Source organism: Paenibacillus turicensis (assembly GCF_050461185.1).
Taxonomy (GTDB): Bacteria; Bacillota; Bacilli; order Paenibacillales; family Paenibacillaceae; genus Fontibacillus; species Fontibacillus turicensis_A.
Window position 1 is genome coordinate 269,325 of sequence record NZ_JBCMOR010000001.1, and the last position, 17,126, is coordinate 286,450.

The 17,126-nt window shown below is 39.1% G+C and carries 18 protein-coding genes and 1 tRNA gene; 13 read left to right on the forward strand and 6 right to left on the reverse strand.

The genetic code is table 11. The annotated features are described in order from the left end of the window. The first annotated feature begins 23 nt into the window (after positions 1–23). Positions 24–530: a peroxiredoxin gene (locus ABE099_RS01110; RefSeq protein WP_430026734.1), complete on the forward strand. Its 507-nt coding sequence runs from the start codon at positions 24–26 to the stop codon at positions 528–530. A gap of 45 nt (positions 531–575) precedes the next feature. On the opposite strand, the gene ABE099_RS01115 is transcribed toward ABE099_RS01110, so the two are convergent. Continuing rightward, a complete protein-coding gene (locus tag ABE099_RS01115) occupies positions 576–1,463 on the reverse strand; it encodes a LysR family transcriptional regulator (RefSeq protein WP_430026735.1) in 888 nt (295 codons plus the stop codon). A gap of 234 nt (positions 1,464–1,697) precedes the next feature. On the opposite strand from ABE099_RS01115, the gene ABE099_RS01120 reads away from it, so the two are divergent. Further along, positions 1,698–1,768: transfer RNA gene (locus ABE099_RS01120), tRNA-Cys, on the forward strand. A gap of 168 nt (positions 1,769–1,936) precedes the next feature. Here the strand turns inward: ABE099_RS01120 and ABE099_RS01125 are convergent. Beyond that, positions 1,937–2,632 carry a stalk domain-containing protein gene (locus ABE099_RS01125; RefSeq protein WP_430026736.1) on the reverse strand — a complete coding sequence of 232 codons (696 nt, stop codon included), beginning with the start codon at positions 2,630–2,632 and terminating at the stop codon, positions 1,937–1,939. A 113-nt stretch (positions 2,633–2,745) separates the two neighbouring features. Beyond that, a complete protein-coding gene (locus tag ABE099_RS01130; protein WP_430026737.1) occupies positions 2,746–3,561 on the reverse strand; it encodes a helix-turn-helix domain-containing protein in 816 nt (271 codons plus the stop codon). 228 nt (positions 3,562–3,789) lie between these two features. On the opposite strand from ABE099_RS01130, the gene ABE099_RS01135 reads away from it, so the two are divergent. The 7 genes from ABE099_RS01135 (at position 3,790) to ABE099_RS01165 (ending at position 9,623) form a co-directional block, all read left to right on the forward strand. Next, positions 3,790–4,911: a 5-methyltetrahydropteroyltriglutamate--homocysteine S-methyltransferase gene (locus ABE099_RS01135; RefSeq protein WP_430026738.1), complete on the forward strand. Its 1,122-nt coding sequence runs from the start codon at positions 3,790–3,792 to the stop codon at positions 4,909–4,911. A 60-nt stretch (positions 4,912–4,971) separates the two neighbouring features. Further along, complete coding sequence (locus tag ABE099_RS01140; RefSeq protein ID WP_430026739.1) at positions 4,972–5,403, forward strand: GNAT family N-acetyltransferase; 432 nt, start codon at positions 4,972–4,974, stop codon at positions 5,401–5,403. Between the two features lie 314 nt (positions 5,404–5,717). After that, entirely contained in the window at positions 5,718–6,230 is a 513-nt protein-coding gene (locus tag ABE099_RS01145; RefSeq protein ID WP_430026740.1) for a GNAT family N-acetyltransferase, read from the forward strand. 14 nt (positions 6,231–6,244) lie between these two features. Next, on the forward strand, positions 6,245–7,252 hold the full coding sequence (locus tag ABE099_RS01150; protein WP_430026741.1) for a glutathione S-transferase C-terminal domain-containing protein: 1,008 nt from the start codon (positions 6,245–6,247) through the stop codon (positions 7,250–7,252). Positions 7,253–7,264: 12 nt separating this feature from the next. Next, complete coding sequence (locus tag ABE099_RS01155) at positions 7,265–8,119, forward strand: transporter substrate-binding domain-containing protein (protein ID WP_430026742.1); 855 nt, start codon at positions 7,265–7,267, stop codon at positions 8,117–8,119. A gap of 12 nt (positions 8,120–8,131) precedes the next feature. Next, on the forward strand, positions 8,132–8,872 hold the full coding sequence (locus tag ABE099_RS01160) for an amino acid ABC transporter permease (protein ID WP_430026743.1): 741 nt from the start codon (positions 8,132–8,134) through the stop codon (positions 8,870–8,872). Then, positions 8,865–9,623, forward strand: a complete 759-nt coding sequence (locus tag ABE099_RS01165) for an amino acid ABC transporter ATP-binding protein (protein ID WP_430026744.1) — start codon at positions 8,865–8,867, stop codon at positions 9,621–9,623. Before ABE099_RS01160 ends, ABE099_RS01165 begins: the two co-directional genes overlap by 8 nt. Positions 9,624–9,743: 120 nt before the next feature. Here ABE099_RS01165 and ABE099_RS01170 read toward each other — a convergent pair whose 3' ends face one another. Together ABE099_RS01170 and ABE099_RS01175 are read right to left on the reverse strand one after the other, a co-directional pair. Then, the gene (locus ABE099_RS01170) at positions 9,744–11,078 is read right to left on the reverse strand and encodes a DUF4179 domain-containing protein (protein ID WP_430026745.1); all 1,335 of its coding nucleotides are present in this window, start codon (positions 11,076–11,078) and stop codon (positions 9,744–9,746) included. 2 nt (positions 11,079–11,080) lie between these two features. Next, positions 11,081–11,608, reverse strand: a complete 528-nt coding sequence (locus ABE099_RS01175; protein WP_430026746.1) for a sigma-70 family RNA polymerase sigma factor — start codon at positions 11,606–11,608, stop codon at positions 11,081–11,083. Between the two features lie 280 nt (positions 11,609–11,888). Between ABE099_RS01175 and fic the strand changes: the two genes are divergently transcribed. Continuing rightward, complete coding sequence (fic, locus tag ABE099_RS01180) at positions 11,889–12,503, forward strand: protein adenylyltransferase Fic (protein ID WP_430026747.1); 615 nt, start codon at positions 11,889–11,891, stop codon at positions 12,501–12,503. A gap of 74 nt (positions 12,504–12,577) precedes the next feature. On the opposite strand, the gene ABE099_RS01185 is transcribed toward fic, so the two are convergent. Then, a complete protein-coding gene (locus ABE099_RS01185; RefSeq protein WP_430026748.1) occupies positions 12,578–13,555 on the reverse strand; it encodes a phosphotransferase enzyme family protein in 978 nt (325 codons plus the stop codon). Positions 13,556–14,084: 529 nt separating this feature from the next. Here ABE099_RS01185 and rsgA point away from each other — a divergent pair. From rsgA to ABE099_RS01200, 3 genes are all read left to right on the forward strand, one after another. After that, complete coding sequence (gene rsgA / locus ABE099_RS01190) at positions 14,085–15,161, forward strand: ribosome small subunit-dependent GTPase A (protein ID WP_430026749.1); 1,077 nt, start codon at positions 14,085–14,087, stop codon at positions 15,159–15,161. Continuing rightward, positions 15,158–16,237 carry a phosphotransferase enzyme family protein gene (locus ABE099_RS01195; protein ID WP_430026750.1) on the forward strand — a complete coding sequence of 360 codons (1,080 nt, stop codon included), beginning with the start codon at positions 15,158–15,160 and terminating at the stop codon, positions 16,235–16,237. The genes rsgA and ABE099_RS01195 overlap by 4 nt, the downstream gene beginning before the upstream one ends. Before the next feature lie 204 nt (positions 16,238–16,441). After that, on the forward strand, positions 16,442–17,011 hold the full coding sequence (locus ABE099_RS01200) for a GNAT family N-acetyltransferase (RefSeq protein ID WP_430026751.1): 570 nt from the start codon (positions 16,442–16,444) through the stop codon (positions 17,009–17,011). Positions 17,012–17,126: the final 115 nt, after the last annotated feature.

A 17,126-nucleotide genomic window follows, 5' to 3' on the forward strand; every position in this document is an offset into this window, starting at 1 on the left:
CCAATATCAATCTTGGGGAAGAGGTGAGAGCTATCGTTAACTATAATAGAATACCTAACATTTCTTTGCGTGCCACAGATGACTCTTTCGTCAATCTCTCCGAGGGAGGGTTAACTGTGGTTTATGTGTATCCACGCATAAGCCCTGCACAGGGGGGCGCTGTAGCAGGCTGGGATGACATTGCTGGTGCACGAGGCTGTACCTCGCAATCCTGTGCATTTCGTGATCATTTTGCGGAGCTTCAGGAGGTAGGAGTGAAGCGGTTATTTGGTCTTTCTACGCAAAGTACGGATGAACAGAAAGAAGCAGTCCAGCGGCTTCATTTGCCATTCCCATTGCTTTCTGACGACACACTTACCTTTGCATTTGCTATGGAGCTTCCGCTTTTTGAGTTGGCAGGTCAGAAATTTATGCAAAGGACAACACTTATTATTAATAATGGGTGCGTTGAGCATATATTTTACCCGATTCACCAGCCTGAGCAAAATGCCAGTGATGTTATAACATGGCTTGCAGTACAGCAAGCTTAAGAAACAAATCATCTACCATCAAGCATCACCGAGTAGTGAACAAGGTTAACTGTTCACCGTTGCGACTAATTGCTCCATGAATACACGGCTTGCTACACATAAATGCTTATGCTTGCGATAAACAACGCCAATTTGTGTAGTTAACGTGGGGGCTTGAAGTGGAACGGTTACAATATTAGGATTGTTGATGTAATCCAAGTACCCTTTTGGCAAAATCGTTACCCCGACCCCTTTACTCACCATCGTAATAATCGACTCCATTGTAGTCATTTCAAGGACAGGTTGGGGAGTAAAGGATAAAGTTGTCTGACACTGCTCGTTAATGAGCTGCCGTAAAAAATATGTAGCTGGTAACAAAACAGAAGGTGTATTCTTTAAAATATCAAGCGTGACAAATTCTAAGTTAGCAACAGGATGATTCACAGCAACAGCAAGAGCTAAGTTTTCCTCATATAATGGAACAATTTCAAGATCATCATGCTCCATTGGTAAAAATACGATGCCCAAATCCAGTTCATTGTGCAGTAGCCCATTGTAAATATCACCTGTGCGCATACCAAGGACAGATAATTCTACATTAGGATAGCTTTGATGGAATGTCATTACTGTTGGTGCAAGTAAATAATTAATTACGGTTAAGAGCGCTCCGACCTTTAAAGAACCTCGTTTTAGACCTTGTAGCTCACTTATAATGGCTTTGGCCTGCTGTAGCTCGTGAAACACATTATAGCTATGATGTAGCAATACTTGTCCAGCTTCATTAAGCATCGTTTTTTTGCCAACACGATCAAACAAAGGCATCCCGATCTCATGTTCAAGCAACCGAATTTGTTGACTTAGCGACGGTTGAGTAATGCCTAGCTTTTCAGCCGCACGAGTAAAATGTAGCTCTTGGCTCAAAGTGATGAAATATTCTAATTGCTTGAGTTCCATAAGGTGAACCTCCATTATTTTGTACTAGTTACAACGATAAATATAATGATCATAATATTTTCCTATTATTATAATATAAACCATATTGGAATTCTAATGTATTTTTATTAAATAATCATAGGCTAAACTTATCATTACTATATTATAATTAGAATTGATCGTATGGAAGGAAGACGGTAAAATAAGGTTAATAAATGATCCACCTCATAACGTAGTTAACAATTTAAATCTTATGGAGGTATAGCCAAATGGTAAGGCGAGGGCCTGCAAAGCCCTGATTTCTGGTTCAACCCCAGATACCTCCTTTACTAAAATAGCGATTTCCTATATGTTTCTTTGTCCCAGACTCTATGAAAAAAACCACCAGACATTAAAATCTGGTGGTTTTTCACTACTTGACTGCTTAGAATAATGCTATAAATGTCAATAAACATGTGTAAGCTTGTCTTCTGTTTTATAACATAAACCTTTGCTTACTTATTATAATAAGAAGTAGTCAATGGGATAAAGAAGCCGCCATCTACAGGCTGATTCACATCAAATGAAATATTTTTTACACCTGTAATATTTACTTCAATGGTTTGTAGCCCAGCAGCAGGCGTGATGCCTTCTACCTTTTTAAGCAAGGCGTTCGTGTCGATATCTCTAATTTCAAGTGTCTTTACATCTTGGGCGATTGCGGCAAACTGTACGACAAGCTTTGAATATTTACCGTTTGGACTAAGTGCGGTGTACTTAAATTGAGAATTTGGTGCACTATAGAGCACCTCACTATAATCCTTGTTACCTAATTTCGTAAGTGCAGGGTCTTTTGTATAAAGTGTGTTGTTGTAGTCTTCTTTACTAATTGGAACGTTAGTTTGTTGTTGACCAGCGTCATCACCACCGATAATAACCTCTTTTGCTGTAGCATCGTAGCTTACTGGTACATCGAGTAGAGAGGCTACTGATCTTACAGGCAAGTAGGTAACGCCCTTGTACGTGATTGGAAGTATAGTTTGACCGTTAATATCCTTTAATTGAACAATTTCTCCATGAGCACGAACCTTCAAATCCCCATTTAAAAAAGCTTTGATCTCTTGCAGATTGCCACTAGCGAGCGCACCCGCTGTAATCCCAATCAATAGAATGAGTGAGCCTCCGAGTGCGGTTAGCAGTTTTTTCTTCATAATGATCTCCTATCTATGCAATGCTTTTTTTTGAAGAGTATAGCAAAGTTTGTATTTCTAATCAACACATAGTATAAATATCCAGAATTAAAATGTAACTTACAGCATACCAATCAGGAACGAAGACGATGTATATAATTTTTAGGCGTAAGGCGGCTGAATTGTTTAAAATCCTTGATGAAATGATTTTGATCGCAATAACCAAGCTCATAAATATGATCTAGGATATGAGAATACTCATTAACCTCTAGCGCCTGCACCACATGCTGAAATCGCATGATTCGGCTGAATAGCTTGGGAGACAACCCCACATACTTTTCAAAAATTTTGACCATATAACGAGTGGAATACCCACAGTCATTGGATAGATCTGCAATATTGAGGTTTCCACGAGACTTAATAATCCTCTGCGTTGCATGCTGTATCAATGGATTAATATTCAGTTCATCCTTAATATAATCGATGTAAAAGCTTTCAAATGCAGTAATCCGTTCCTCAAAATTAGTTGCCTCAGCTACTCTTGACAAGAGAATAGCTGCATGTGGCAATACATCCTGCACAGGAAACTCTTGACCACTAAACATACCAATAGGATGTTTGAAGAAATGCTCCGCATATCCTGGTAAAAAGCAGATCGAGAAATAATGGCACCCCTGACGAATAAAAAGTCCTTCGGTCCCTTGGTACAAATTACCGCAAAGGTTAGCGGACGGATGTTCAGGATGACAGCAAATGACTAGATGCACACAGCCATCAGGGATAATCGTAGCTTGATTAATATAATTTGCATCTACATAATGTTCAGTAAAAATGAGGCCTCCATTAAATAAAGGTGAGCCTTTGGAGCGTGCTTCAGAAAAAGAGGTTACCACATTCTCTAGCAGGGGTTGAGAAGGTTGATAAATCTTTGATTGGTGTGTAGGTGTCATGAAACATAGGCTCCTTTCTTCGGAGGATCGTTTAACAATTTAATTAAACCAACTTAATCTATTGGAAATATAGATTTTATACTATTTTACTGGTTTCGAATGTATTGTCAATGTCTTTAGTAATATGAAACAGTTCTTATTTTTACTATATTTCTGAAGCCTCGTATTTTAAAATCATTAAAACCACATGTGTTTACTGTGTTTTATGAGTGAAAGGGAGGAATTAGAATGAGCAAGCCAAGTACAGCGCCATTTCGTTTTGATGTTGTAGGTAGTTTTTTACGGCCTCAGGAATTGAAGACGGCAAGAGAAAAATTTGCTAGAGGGGAATTTACAGCAGAGCAATTAAAGGCTATAGAGGATCAAGCGATTACTGATTTGGTGAAAAAGCAAAGGGAAGCGGGCTTAAAGGTAGCAACGGATGGGGAATTTCGTAGAAGCTGGTGGCATCTTGACTTCTTCTGGGGGTTACAAGGTGTTGGTAAAACAACTAACAATTCCACTAGTGTATTCAAAAGTGCAGCGACTCGGTCAGATTCTGCCGAGCTTACAGGCAAGATCAGCGGAGAAAACCATCCCTTCTTGGAGCATTTCAAATTTGTAAAACGTATTGCCGGTGATGATATTGTAGTACGTCAGACAATCCCCTCGCCAACGCAGTTTTTTCATCTTTTAATTTCACCTAAAAATATAAACAATACGAAGCAATTTTATCCTGATCGAGAAGAGTTAATCCAAGATATTGTAAAGGCGTTTAAGAATGTTATCGGAGATCTGTATGATGCGGGTTGCCGTAATGTGCAATTGGATGATTGCTCATGGGGGCAATTTTTTGAAGGCCGCTCTAATGCATTTGATCAGGACAGAAGCACAGATGAACAGCGTAAAGAAGAAAAGCTCCGAATTAATAACCTAGTGCTAGCAGATCGTCCTGACGATCTAATTATTACGACGCATGTATGCCGCGGTAATTTCCGTTCATCTTGGGCAACCTCGGGAGGATACGAGCCAGTTGCAGAGGCTTTATTCGCTAAACAAAACGTGGATGCTTACTATTTAGAATACGATTCTGATCGTGCTGGGGGATTTGAGCCATTACGTTATGTTGGCAATGACAAAAAGGTGGTATTGGGCTTAATCACGTCCAAAACCCCAGAGCTAGAGGACAAAGCCGAGATTATTCAGCGTATTCGTGAAGCTGCTCAATATGTTGAACTGGATCGACTTTATTTAAGTCCGCAATGTGGCTTTGCTTCTACGGAAGAAGGCAATATTTTGACAGAGGAGCAGCAGTGGGCGAAGCTTCAACTCATTAAGGAGATTACGGAAGAGGTCTGGGGCAATAACTAGCGCATATTGAATAGTGAAATTTAATGGTTTGGACAATCTCTATCGGAGCGGGGGATTTTTTTGCAGGAAATAAGAGTAAGTAGTACCTGGCAAAGAGCGGCTGTCTATTATGTGCGCATTCATACTATGGTCAAAGGCATGAATATTCCTCTACAGATGGAATTTGATCAGCATGATGGAGAACAGGCAAAATACATGTTGTTGCTAGCTGGAAGTGAACCTGTTGCCGCGGCTAGACTGAATATTATAGATAGCAATACAGCTAAAATCGAACGTGTCTGTGTTATAGATAAATATCAGGGTAACGGCTATGGACGTATCTTAATTGAAGCAACGGAGCGTTGGGCAAAGGAATTTCAAGCCAAGAGGATCATTATCACAAGCCAGGATCGAGCGGTAGGTTTTTATGAAAAGCTGGGTTATCGTGCGGATTGGGATATAAGTTATGAGCCCTCCTTTATTAAGATTGTTTATATGGATAAATGGATATAACGGAAAGGGAAAATATAAGCCGGTACAGCCGAGGGATAAGTTTACGGGCTGTACCGGCTTTTTGGTACTTTATTTTTTGGAAAAAAAGAAAAGATATTTTATCGTCATTTAGCGCAGTTGTCAATAGCGATAATCCTAATTTGGTGGTTCTGATTTTTACTATCTTTGCAGATCACATTAGTTTAATATCAGTTAAAACACACATGAATACTTGGTATTAATAGGGGAGGTAATTTAATGACAAATGAAATACAAGTTACAGAAGGACAAAACCTGTCGTGTTGTACTGAGCCCTGTGGAAGGAAAACGCTGGGATGAGTCACGATATTGAGCAACGTGTATATCCAGAGAGCGGGGAGGCTACTTCTAACCATAATAGCAAGAGTGATAGGAAGGTTAGTGTGCCTAACTTGGTCATTTGCAATGACTGCGAGGATCGGGAATGGGATCGTGTAGCTGAGTTGATGAGTCATTTTGGTTTATCAAATGCCGCACCAGAGATTCATCGCCAAGCATTTGAAAGCAGTTATGCAGTTACATTTATTTATGACGACGGTACGTTGATAGGATTTGGGCGTGCATTGTCTGATGGTATATCTCAAGCGGCGATATACAACATTGCTGTTGATGAGCGGTATCATGGCAAAGGATTAGGTAGGCTGATTATTAACAATTTGTTGACCTTTGTTGGGCATTGTAACGTTGTTTTATATACACACCCCAATACAGTGGACTTCTATCGTCGTCTTGGCTTCAAATCGATGAAGACGGGATTAGCTCTGTATCGGAACGAACCACTTTTGAGGGAAATGGGATTTATAGAATAGAGGAGGAATATGAAATGGCAGAGGCAGAAATCAGAGTTAGACCTAAAGAAATTGAGCACGAAATTGATGAGCGTGGATTTTTTGTACGGCAAAAAAATCGGTTTGATACTCCGTTTGGCGAAGGTGAAAATAAATTACCAGTAGAAGCGGGACGTTATCGCCTCATTTGGGCAAAAGGTTGCCATTGGTCCAACCGAGCTTCCATCGTACGTGAGCTGTTGGGATTAGAGGATGCCATTAGCATCAATCTAGTGGGACGAGGCAAGCATGAACAGGATTTAGGCTGGGAATTTGTTTATGATGAAAATGGCAAGGACCCTGTGTTGGATGTACAGTTTTTATCTGAGCTTTATGCTAATGCAGACCCAGAATATGCAGGTAGAGCTACTGTACCGGCTGTGATTGATATTAAAACAAAAAAAGTGGTCAATAACGATTATGTGTGGCTAACGAATTATCTGGAAAAGGAGTTTGCACCCCTGCATAAACCAGGTGCACCTGATCTCTATCCAGAGCATTTAAGAGTGGAGATAGACAAGTACAACGATTTCTTATTCGACAACGTTAACAATGGCGTTTATAAGGCAATGTTTGCTCAGACCATTGAGGCGTACAACCATGCGTTCCACCATTTATACAAGGCATTGGACGAAATTGAGGAGCGTCTGGAAAATAATCGTTTCTTGTTTGGGGATTACGTCACAGATTCCGATATTCGGTTGTTTGTTACCTTGGCTCGGTTTGATACTTATTATTTTAAAAATCTAGGACCAATTCGTAATCGCATTGTCGATTTTAAAAATATCTGGGGTTACGCTCGTGATTTATATGAAATTCCTGCATTCAAGAACAATTCCTATCTGCGCGATATGGCACAAAGCAATAAAAAGAAGGTGGGCATCTTTATCGATTATAACACTCGCTTCTGGGATCAGATCGATTATGAGGGAGTTTGGTCTGAGCCGCAAAACCGCAAGGAAAAAAGCAGTGACCCAGAGCATAAGTTTTTGACAAAAGAATAGGGGGATATAGAGATGAAAAAGTGGGGGAAAATCGGACTGGGCATTGTAGCAGCAACATTAACGTTGGCACTTGTCGCTTGCGGAAATGAGAAAACAGCTGAAAAAGTAAATACAACAGCAAATAACACTCAAAAAACTAAAATCACGATTGCAACAGGAGGGAATCCTAAGCCGTTTTCCTATTTAAATGATAGCAATGAATTGGATGGCTACGATATTCAAGTGGTGAAAAAGATATTTGAAGGTTTACCACAATATGATGCCACTATTGAAGCAACAGAGTTTGCTTCCGTATTTGCAGGATTAGATTCAGACCGTTACCAGATTGGTGCTAACAACTTTGCGAAAAATGCAAAACGAGCAGAGAAATATTACTTCTCAGATCCTATTTTCAAAAATCAGTATGTGATCGCTGTGGCTGAAAATCGTGACGATATTAAATCGTTTGCTGACCTTGAGGGGAAGTCAACAGAGGTTAGCTCAGGCGTTAACTATACTGTGGCACTGGAGGAGTACAACGAAACACTTGCTAAAACTCCTGTGAAGCTGAAATATACGGAAGCGGAAATGGTACCTATTCTTCAAAATGTAGAAAGTGGTGTCACTGATTTTAATCTGATCGACAATTCAATGCTTCAATTATATATCAACGAATATGGACTTAAGCTGAAGGCTATTCCTTTGTCTCAGGAGGATTCAGACCGAATCGGCGTGCCATACAGCTATTTGCTGCTCAGCAAAGGTAGCAACAGCGAACAACTACTAAAGGATGTCAACGCTCGGATCAAGGAATTGATTAAAGATGGCAGCATTACAGAAATCAGCCAAAAGTATTTGCGTGGCGACTTTGCTCCGGAAGTGCAATAAGGGGGCACTTAGATGCCAAATATATTTGATATAGAGCTTGTTTTTACGCTGATTCCTAAGCTTTTAAAATATTTGCCGGTTACGTTGTATTTGACGGCGATATCGATGCTGGCAGGGCTATTACTGGGGCTCCTGCTTGCCATTATAAAAATGAAAAGAATACCTGTATTGTACCAAATCGGTACGGTATTTATCTCCTTCACGCGAGGAACGCCAATCCTGGTTCAGCTTTACCTGACCTATGCTGGAATTCCGATTGTACTAAAGTACATCAACTACTATTATGATACAAGCTATAATGTAAATTTAATTCCTGCACTTTTTTATGTGCTATTGGCATTATCATTAAATGAGGCAGCCTACAGCTCTGAAATTATTCGCGGAGCGTTACAATCTGTAGATAAGGGTCAAATCGAAGCCGCACATTCACTGGGGATGTCGCCTTGGCAGGTGTTAAGGAGAGTGATTTTGCCAGAAGCCTTTGTGGTGGCACTACCGACATTAGGGAATGCGCTTATCGGCCTTATGAAGGGAACCTCGCTAGCCTTTGTCTGCTCCGTGGTGGAAATGACGGCGTATTCCAAAATTTTGGCTGGGAACAACCTACGTTACTTTGAATCCTATTGCGCACTGGCACTGATCTATTGGGGACTCACAATTATTATTGAACAAATTATTTCCTATTTGGAAAAGCGACTGGATATAGATTTAAGAAGCGCAAGAAAAAGAAAGGGGGATGTGATCCTTGATTGAAATTAGCGGCTTAACAAAATCATTTCATGGACACATCGTTCTTAACGAGCTAGATTTATCTATTAAAAAAGGCGATGTTGTAGCTGTAATTGGCTCATCAGGTTCAGGTAAATCTACGTTTCTTCGTTCCATTAATTTATTGGAAACACCAGATTCAGGGAGCATTTCAATTGGTGATTTCAAGGTGAATGTCGCTAAGGCATCCCGATCAGATGCGCAAAGGCTTCGTAAAAGTACAGCAATGGTATTTCAGCAGTTTAATCTGTTTCGTCAGAAAACGGCGCTTGAAAATGTGATGGAGGGTCTGATTATCGTAAAAAAGATAGCGAAGGAGGAAGCACGTAAAATTGCTCATCAGCAGTTAGCAAGAGTGGGATTGTCCGATCGGATTAATCATTTCCCCAAGCAACTCTCAGGTGGACAACAGCAACGTGTTGCGATTGCCCGCGCGCTTGCGATGCAGCCAGAGCTTTTGTTATTTGATGAGCCAACCTCTGCGCTTGATCCAGAATTGGTTGGAGAGGTACTGGATACGATTAAGCAGACGGCGGAGGAAGGATATACGATGTTGCTTGTTTCTCACGAGATGAACTTTGTTCGCAAGGTAGCGACAAGGGTGTTATTTCTGGATAAAGGTGTCATCGTGGAGGACGGAACACCAGATGAAGTGTTTGGTTCGCCAAAAAGTGATCGGACGAAGCAATTTCTTGCCAATTACTACCGCAATTTTGAGCCAGAGTTTTCGATTTAATTGATTTCATTAGAAAACCGATGGACATTTACGTTAAGTAAATATTCATCGGTATTCTTTAGCTTAAGGATTGTGTAATGATTTGTAAACTTAGTAAGTCCATTGATTATCAATGGATTATTAATGGATCGGAATTTCTAAAGAAAACGGCGCTTTTACTTTACTAGGGTAAGTTGAGATTCTCATCTCAATCGTATCTTTTAATGCTGCACCATTTGTAATGACACTCGAGACTACAGTATGCTCTTGTTCAGTATCGTTATTTGAACGCCAACGGGTTTCATTTATCTCATACGTCTTTCCCATGCTATCCTTCACTTTGCTAAAAGCGAGAGTGAAATTATTCGACATATCTGTAGGAATAAAGAAATCAATTACTAGATCTTTGCCTTCTATTTTGCTACCAATCATTTTTAAACCCGATGGACCTCCGCTAATCTCTTGTGATTGAAGATCAAGACTAAAATCCAACTCCTTTTTATTTAGACCCGACAAGCCAGAGCCTTGTAATGTAAGCTTTTTAGGAGAAGAGAAATACATGCTTTCGAAATGAATGGAGCGAGTTTCTTCACCTATTGAAGTATCCGTTTTCCATGCAAGACCTTGTTCATCAATCAGTTGCAGATCACTCATACCAAATATTTTTTTGGTATTATTTGCATCAAATTGTACATCAAGCACTAATCGAGTTGGATACATAGTGACTTGTTTGATAAGGATTTTTTGCCCATCTACTATTAGTGTATGATTAATATCAATTATTTTTTTCATGCCTCTGGTTAAATTTTTATCAATTTGAGTTGTCACTTTCCACTCACCTACGTGTTTTTTGTCTTTTGGTTTGACTACAAAACTTAGCTGATCTGGAGGAGAGACATCATCTGGTAAAAGAATATCTATTACATCCTCATAAACTTGATTATCTGAGATGGAGTTAGATGCTAAATAGCTATATCCCACAGGTAATCTTATTCCGTTTTGATCCAGCAAGTCTATCGTATAATTACCTTTCTCTGCGTCCTTCAACCCTTTAATTTTGTAGAAAATAACCATGCGTGACTCATCAGTAATAATACCTTCCACGGTGACAGAAATTCCGTCATGCTCGTCAGTAAGCCCTACTTTTTGTAAGAGAGATTGATCAATTGCCATCATAAGACCTTTGTCCTGTGCAATAATATTAACGATGCCCTCCATGCCTGGGAACTGCTTTACAAAGGATGCAAATGCGGGAGACACACGGATACATCCGGTAAACAACAAAACAAATGCTGCAATTGAGATACAGCTCATAACCCAGCGCATACGGATTTTATGTTTTCGCGTAGCTTGCTTAATTCCACTTTGGACAGCCAAGGATGTTGAACTATTGGGTACTGAAATTGTGTCATATTCTGTTTTGCGAGTCTGGAGTCGGGTTTCCAATGATTCATAGGGATTGTGTTCATCAGTCATAGCTAATTTACTCCTTTCGGTTCAAGTTGGTCACGTAGCTTGCCAAGGGCGCGGTGCAATCGTGATTTTACCGTACCAGATGGGATTTCGAGAATGTCTGCAACTTCAGTTAGTGAAAAGCCTTCAAAGTAGCTAAGAATGATGATTTGCCTGTAATGTGGTTCTAAATCGGCTACTGCCGTTGCGAGATCAGGGTCCTGAGGGCAATCCCAACTGCTAGGCTCCTGAATACTCGTGCCTGTGTGAACATTCGTAATGGGTCTAAACCGACTTTGCCGTTTACGTTCATCTGCACAACAATTTAACAAAATACGGATCATCCACGTCCCAAAGTAGCTGGGTTCTTTCAGTTTTTTTAGATTGCGGTATGCTCGGTAGGTTGATTCTTGTATGACTTCTAGTGCATCTTCCTGATTATGTAAATAAGCATAAGCAATTCGGTATAGGCGGCTCTGATGCATTTCCATTAAGGCTGTAAAAGCCTCCGCATCCCCTTTTTGTGCCGCTAAAGTAAGTTGAGAAGGGGTCACATTGCGCCTCCTTTCATAGAGTAATTTATATATTAGACAGTGAAAGTGACCGAACGGTTCTTGTTATTATAAAATAAATCTAAAAATTAAGATTACAAATAATTGCTTTTATATATGTAATTTAATAGAGTTAAAAAAGAATAGTTAAAATTTAATCTCAAAAAGCACTACATGCTCAAGGGATTACAAAAAATGATTTCACCAACACAAGTTAGAACACTTACAACAAAAAAAGAAAGCACTGCTTCAATAAATGTTTGTATAATTGGAGGTTTAAGTTATGGCACTGGAAAATAAGTTGGGCATTACCGATTCTGCTGAGCTTGCTCGTGTTGAAGAAAAGCTTAGTAAGAAAAAAGCACTTCAACTTTTTGAGACGGGTATGCTGGATACATTAGAAGTTGGCACATTTAGGGCGTTATCCCAAATTCACAATTATCTGTTTGAAGATATTTATGATTTTGCCGGAAAAGTACGTGAGGTCAACATAGCTAAGGGGAATTTTCGATTTGCACCTGTGATGTACCTTAAAGCAGCACTTGAGAATGTTTCAAAAATGCCACAATCCACCTTTGAGGAAATTATCGAAAAATATGTTGAGGTGAATGTGGCTCATCCTTTTCGTGAGGGGAACGGGAGAAGTGCAAGAATATGGTTAGATTGCATCTTGAAAAAGAAAATTAGACAAGTTGTTGACTGGAGTAGGGTGGATAAAGAAGATTATTTGCTTGCCATGGAAAGAAGTTCTATTAAAGACGTCGAGATTAAGGTTCTCCTTAAAGCAGCACTTACAGATCAGATTAATGACCGTGAGATTTATATGAAGGGCATCGACGCAAGCTATCAATACGAGGGTTATTACGTGTATAAGACGGGAGATCTCCACAACGAGTAGTAAATGGAGTGATTGTATATTAATGAAAAAGAGTCAAGATGGTGTTTCTTGGCTCTTTTTTGATTTTTACAGTTTTACTCCCAATAAGGTATACCATGAAAAAGAAACGATTCATTTTTTAAATAGGTATTAACTTCTCGTTGAGCTAATTTATGAATATGGTTTGGTAACCATTCATGAGCATCAGGAAGACCTAACCAGAAATTCATGGTTTCCAATTGACCCGCAATATAAAAACCTTCTAATTGTTCAATATAATTATCAGGTAACGAATAGTACATCGAATAAGATTTAAGTAAATGTTCTCTAAGAGCAGGGTGAATATAAGAAAATGTCCAGCCAAGATCAAATAAATAAAAGCCAAAGCCACAAGCACCAAAATCGATCGGTCTACATTCTTGATCTCGAAATACAAAATTGCTTGGAATCAAATCCGCATGAATCATACCCCAGTTGTTAGGTGTTCTCTCAATGGAGTTCATCATATTGATGATGCGTTGACCAGCATTTAATAAAAGCTCAATATCCCCTGCATGAATAGACCCTAGCTTAGCTTGATCCTTAAGCTTATTAAGGGAGTTTATTATTCGATCGCTATCAAAGGTAGGACGTTCAAATAAAATGGGCGGATTCCAATGAGATGAATGCCTATGTAATTTACCTATCATTTCCCCTATGTACCCAGCATCTTCTATTGAAATAATAAACGGTTTTTGCTCACCTTCCACCCAGTTTACTAAGGTGCATTTTGTGCTGTCCACATTTGTAATAAATTCCTCATGAATATTTTTAAGTGGCGAAGGCAGCGTGACATCGGTTTCCAAAGTTAAGGCGTGAAGCCATATCATTTCTGATCGAATCACCTTTTGATCAGTCCATATACTTTCAAGCGTTTCACTTTTTGATCTATGTAAACGAAGACTATAGATATTATTTTCTAGGTCAGTTATTTTGTAGATCGTATTTGCACTTTGTCCAATAAATTCAATGGATTTATATGTTATTGGATAGTGATTTAAGGCTTCCTGTGCGATGTTCAAATGATTGTCCAAATCCCAATCTCTCCCTATAGAGTAATAAGAATATAGTAACACCACTTATTTATTGAAAGTATGTAGTGTTTGATTATACTTGTTTTTAACCAAGTTATTGTTGTTTAAGGCTGTGTCCAAATATATACAATTAGCAGGAGACATGGTATATTACATATGTTGTATCGTAGTTTTATAAATGTGTAGAGGAGCTGTTTCGTAATGAAAAACACAAAAACTTTTGAGGTATCCCATACTTAAAACTGAATAAGGGCGCATGACTGAATTTTTGTGGGGATTGTATCCCTTTTATTTGGCATGCCCAAAAAAGTATCCTTTCGTGAATATTGAAGCTTTGGTCAAAAGCAACGATGCACACTTCTAGGTGTGTTATTTTTATACTCATTTTTGCTTTATAATTAGACCGCAGCAGACAGCCATGAACGGCTGCTTGCTGCGGTTTTATTGCGTTGCGCCCTATTACAAAAGTATGGACCGTAATTTAGTTTCTTAGGTTTGGTTTTACATTACAAAAAACAGGGAGGCATCCATGAACACTTTTACACTACGTGACTATGGCTTCACGCCACAATATGATTCACTATACACAGATGGAACCTATGCAAGGGTTACCGCTGTGCATAAACAACACTATAGCCTTATTACAGAGCAAGGAGAATGCCTTGCACGACTGAAGGCGGGTATTTACTTCAACAATTGTACCGAAGAATTCCCTACCACAGGGGATTTCGTACAAATTCAATATAATCCTGATGGCGAAAGCCTGATTATTAGAACGTTACCACGCAAATCAAAATTTGCTCGAAATGACTTATCCGGTCATACGGCTGACTTTGCAAAGACCATAAAAGAGCAGACAGTGGCTGCTAATTTTGATTATGTATTTATTATGCAATCGCTAAACCATGACTTTAATCCCCGTCGGATTGAACGGTATCTGGCTTTATCATGGCAGACAGGTGCTATTCCCGTTATCATTCTGACTAAAGCAGATTTGGTTACCGATACCTCACAATATCTCGCTAAGGTGAATCAAATCGCAATCGGAGTTGAGGTTCATGTCGTTAGCGCTAAAACCGGTTATGGCATAGATGGACTTTCAGACTACCTTATAAAAGGGAACACAATTGTATTTCTTGGATCTTCCGGTGTAGGAAAATCAAGTCTTGTCAATAAGCTTGCAGGAAAGGAATTAATGAAGGTGAGCGACATCCGAGAAGATGACAGTAAAGGAAAGCATACCACTTCCCATCGCCAACTTATTCTTCTAAACAATGGTGTAATGATCATTGATACGCCGGGGATGCGGGAGCTTGGGATGTGGGAGGCCTCCGCAGGTATCTGTGAAGGGTTTTCCGATGTAGAACATTACTTTGGGAATTGCAAATTTCACGATTGCAGGCACGTCAGTGAGCCAGGATGTGCCGTCAAAATTGCCATACAAAATGGGGAGTTGCCACGGGAGCGATGGGATAGCTATCTCGCACTCAGAAGGGAAGCGGCATTCGTAGAGGATAAAGCTGCATATATGCGAAATAAAGAAGCTCAGATGGTAGCTTTTAAAGTATTGGAGAGACAGCAAAAAAGGGGAGGAAAGCGTAAATGAGTATAACCTACCAAGAAGCTGTAGCAACAGCACAAAGTGTTTTATTGCCTACAATTAAAATATTATATGGTTTAGAGGATGACTCCATTTCCCAAATTCAACCCCATGAAGGTGGTAGAAATCTGGTCTACACCTGCCATAAAGCAGATGCACGAGATAGGGTCATACGCATCTCATTTCTGGGCGATCGCAGTAAGAATGACCTTCTGGGCGAACTTGAATATATCCGTTATTTACACGAAAATGGAGGAAGTGTATCCAATGTCATTCAATCCAAGAATGAGCGGCTTTTAGAAGAAATTCAGCATGAGGATCAGGTCTTCTTTATCTGTTTGTTCGAGTGGGCCACAGGAGAACAGCTTGCAGACAACCACTACCGTTATCGTGAGGGAGTACCGCTGACTGAATACTTCTACAATTGCGGCCAAACGCTTGGGAAGCTGCATCAATTATCTAAAGCCTATACGCCCACCCATCGGAGATATGATTTCTTTGATAAATACAATAAAAACTATATTGAACAAATAGCACCTAACTTTTTGTCGTCAGTGGTTAAGGAGAAGATGTTCGATATTCTTGAGCAATTACAGGGGCTTAATCGGCATTCTGATCATTATGGCATGGTACATTTTGATTACAGCGACGGAAACTACAACATTGATTATAGTAATGGGCAGATTACGGTATTTGACTTCGACAACTCCTGTTTTTGTTGGTATATGTACGACTTGGCGAGTGTGTGGGGACATGGTGTTGGCTGGATTCAATTCGAAAAAGATGTAAACAAACGAAAGAAATTTATGGAGGAGTATTTTGAGACTGTGCTAGACGGTTATCGCTCTGAGACTGATCTTGATGATGTTATGCTAGAAAAGTTGCCTTTATTTATTCAAACGGCTATTCTAGAAAATCTAATTGATGCATTTGAAGTGGCACAACATAATGGTGAACAATTAGAGTGTGATGAAGAATTAAATTATCTTATAAAATGTTTGGAGGAAGACATTCCGTATAGAGGCTTTTTCCACGACATTTATTTAGCCGAAGCCCCTTTTCAATACATTGAGAATAAATGATAAACAGCTATGATCAGTGATATAACGAATTAGGTAAAAAACCATCGGTGTTCTCCTAGTGCTAAAGGTAGCTTTGCGGAGGAGGAACCGATGGTTTATAGCATTGAGGTTAATTTTTAGAGATCTGCTCCAAGCAACTAATAAATGATATACTTTTAAGTAGATTAGTCTAAACTTTGGAGGAAAACTAGGAGTGGTGTTGCAATGAATATAGAAGCAGTTTTTGCAGAGTTTCCTAATTTAAAATCGAAAGATTTCATTTTGAAAAAGGTTGAAGATATTCATTTAGACGAAGTTTTTGAAATCTATAATAATGACAACGTATTTAAATACTGTGGCATAATACCTAAACATAATAAAGATACAGTGAAGAACATGATAGGCCATTTTGAAAGAGATTATAATAAAAGGACAAGAGTGAAGTGGGGGATTTTTCCCAACTCTGAACCTGAGCAGCTGCTGGGCATTATTGAAGCTATAGATTTTAATCAAAAAGTTAATAGCGTGACGATCGGCTACTATTTAGCGGAATCACATTGGGGAAAAGGGATTGCTACAGAAGCAGTAAAAATATTAGTTGATTTTTTGTTCACAAATGTTAACATTAACAGAATTCAGGCTGAGGTTATGCCGTTAAATGAGAATTCAAAAAAGGTATTATTGAAGAATGGTTTCCTTAAAGAAGGAACCTTGAGACAAGCAACAATCTGGGCAGGTAAAGGAGTTATTGATTTAGAAATATACGGTATCTTAAAACAAGATTATGTAAAATAAAAAAGAGATTGACCTTGCTTCTAAAAAACGTTCATTGTAATAATGAACGTTTTTGCTATTTTTTTACACACTTTCTTTACTAATATATGTTGTATTTTCACGACATTTTTCGTAC

Bases quoted from the DNA above. Each gene is read 5' to 3' on its own strand.
- ABE099_RS01115 (WP_430026735.1), bottom strand. From the start codon at position 1,463: ATGGAACTCAAGCAATTAGAATATTTCATCACTTTGAGCCAAGAGCTA.
- ABE099_RS01125 (WP_430026736.1), bottom strand. From the start codon at position 2,632: ATGAAGAAAAAACTGCTAACCGCACTCGGAGGCTCACTCATTCTATTG.
- ABE099_RS01130 (WP_430026737.1), bottom strand. From the start codon at position 3,561: ATGACACCTACACACCAATCAAAGATTTATCAACCTTCTCAACCCCTG.
- ABE099_RS01135 (WP_430026738.1), top strand. From the start codon at position 3,790: ATGAGCAAGCCAAGTACAGCGCCATTTCGTTTTGATGTTGTAGGTAGT.
- ABE099_RS01145 (WP_430026740.1), top strand. From the start codon at position 5,718: ATGAGTCACGATATTGAGCAACGTGTATATCCAGAGAGCGGGGAGGCT.
- ABE099_RS01150 (WP_430026741.1), top strand. From the start codon at position 6,245: ATGGCAGAGGCAGAAATCAGAGTTAGACCTAAAGAAATTGAGCACGAA.
- ABE099_RS01155 (WP_430026742.1), top strand. From the start codon at position 7,265: ATGAAAAAGTGGGGGAAAATCGGACTGGGCATTGTAGCAGCAACATTA.
- ABE099_RS01160 (WP_430026743.1), top strand. From the start codon at position 8,132: ATGCCAAATATATTTGATATAGAGCTTGTTTTTACGCTGATTCCTAAG.
- ABE099_RS01170 (WP_430026745.1), bottom strand. From the start codon at position 11,078: ATGACTGATGAACACAATCCCTATGAATCATTGGAAACCCGACTCCAG.
- fic (WP_430026747.1), top strand. From the start codon at position 11,889: ATGGCACTGGAAAATAAGTTGGGCATTACCGATTCTGCTGAGCTTGCT.
- rsgA (WP_430026749.1), top strand. From the start codon at position 14,085: ATGAACACTTTTACACTACGTGACTATGGCTTCACGCCACAATATGAT.
- ABE099_RS01195 (WP_430026750.1), top strand. From the start codon at position 15,158: ATGAGTATAACCTACCAAGAAGCTGTAGCAACAGCACAAAGTGTTTTA.
- ABE099_RS01200 (WP_430026751.1), top strand. From the start codon at position 16,442: ATGAATATAGAAGCAGTTTTTGCAGAGTTTCCTAATTTAAAATCGAAA.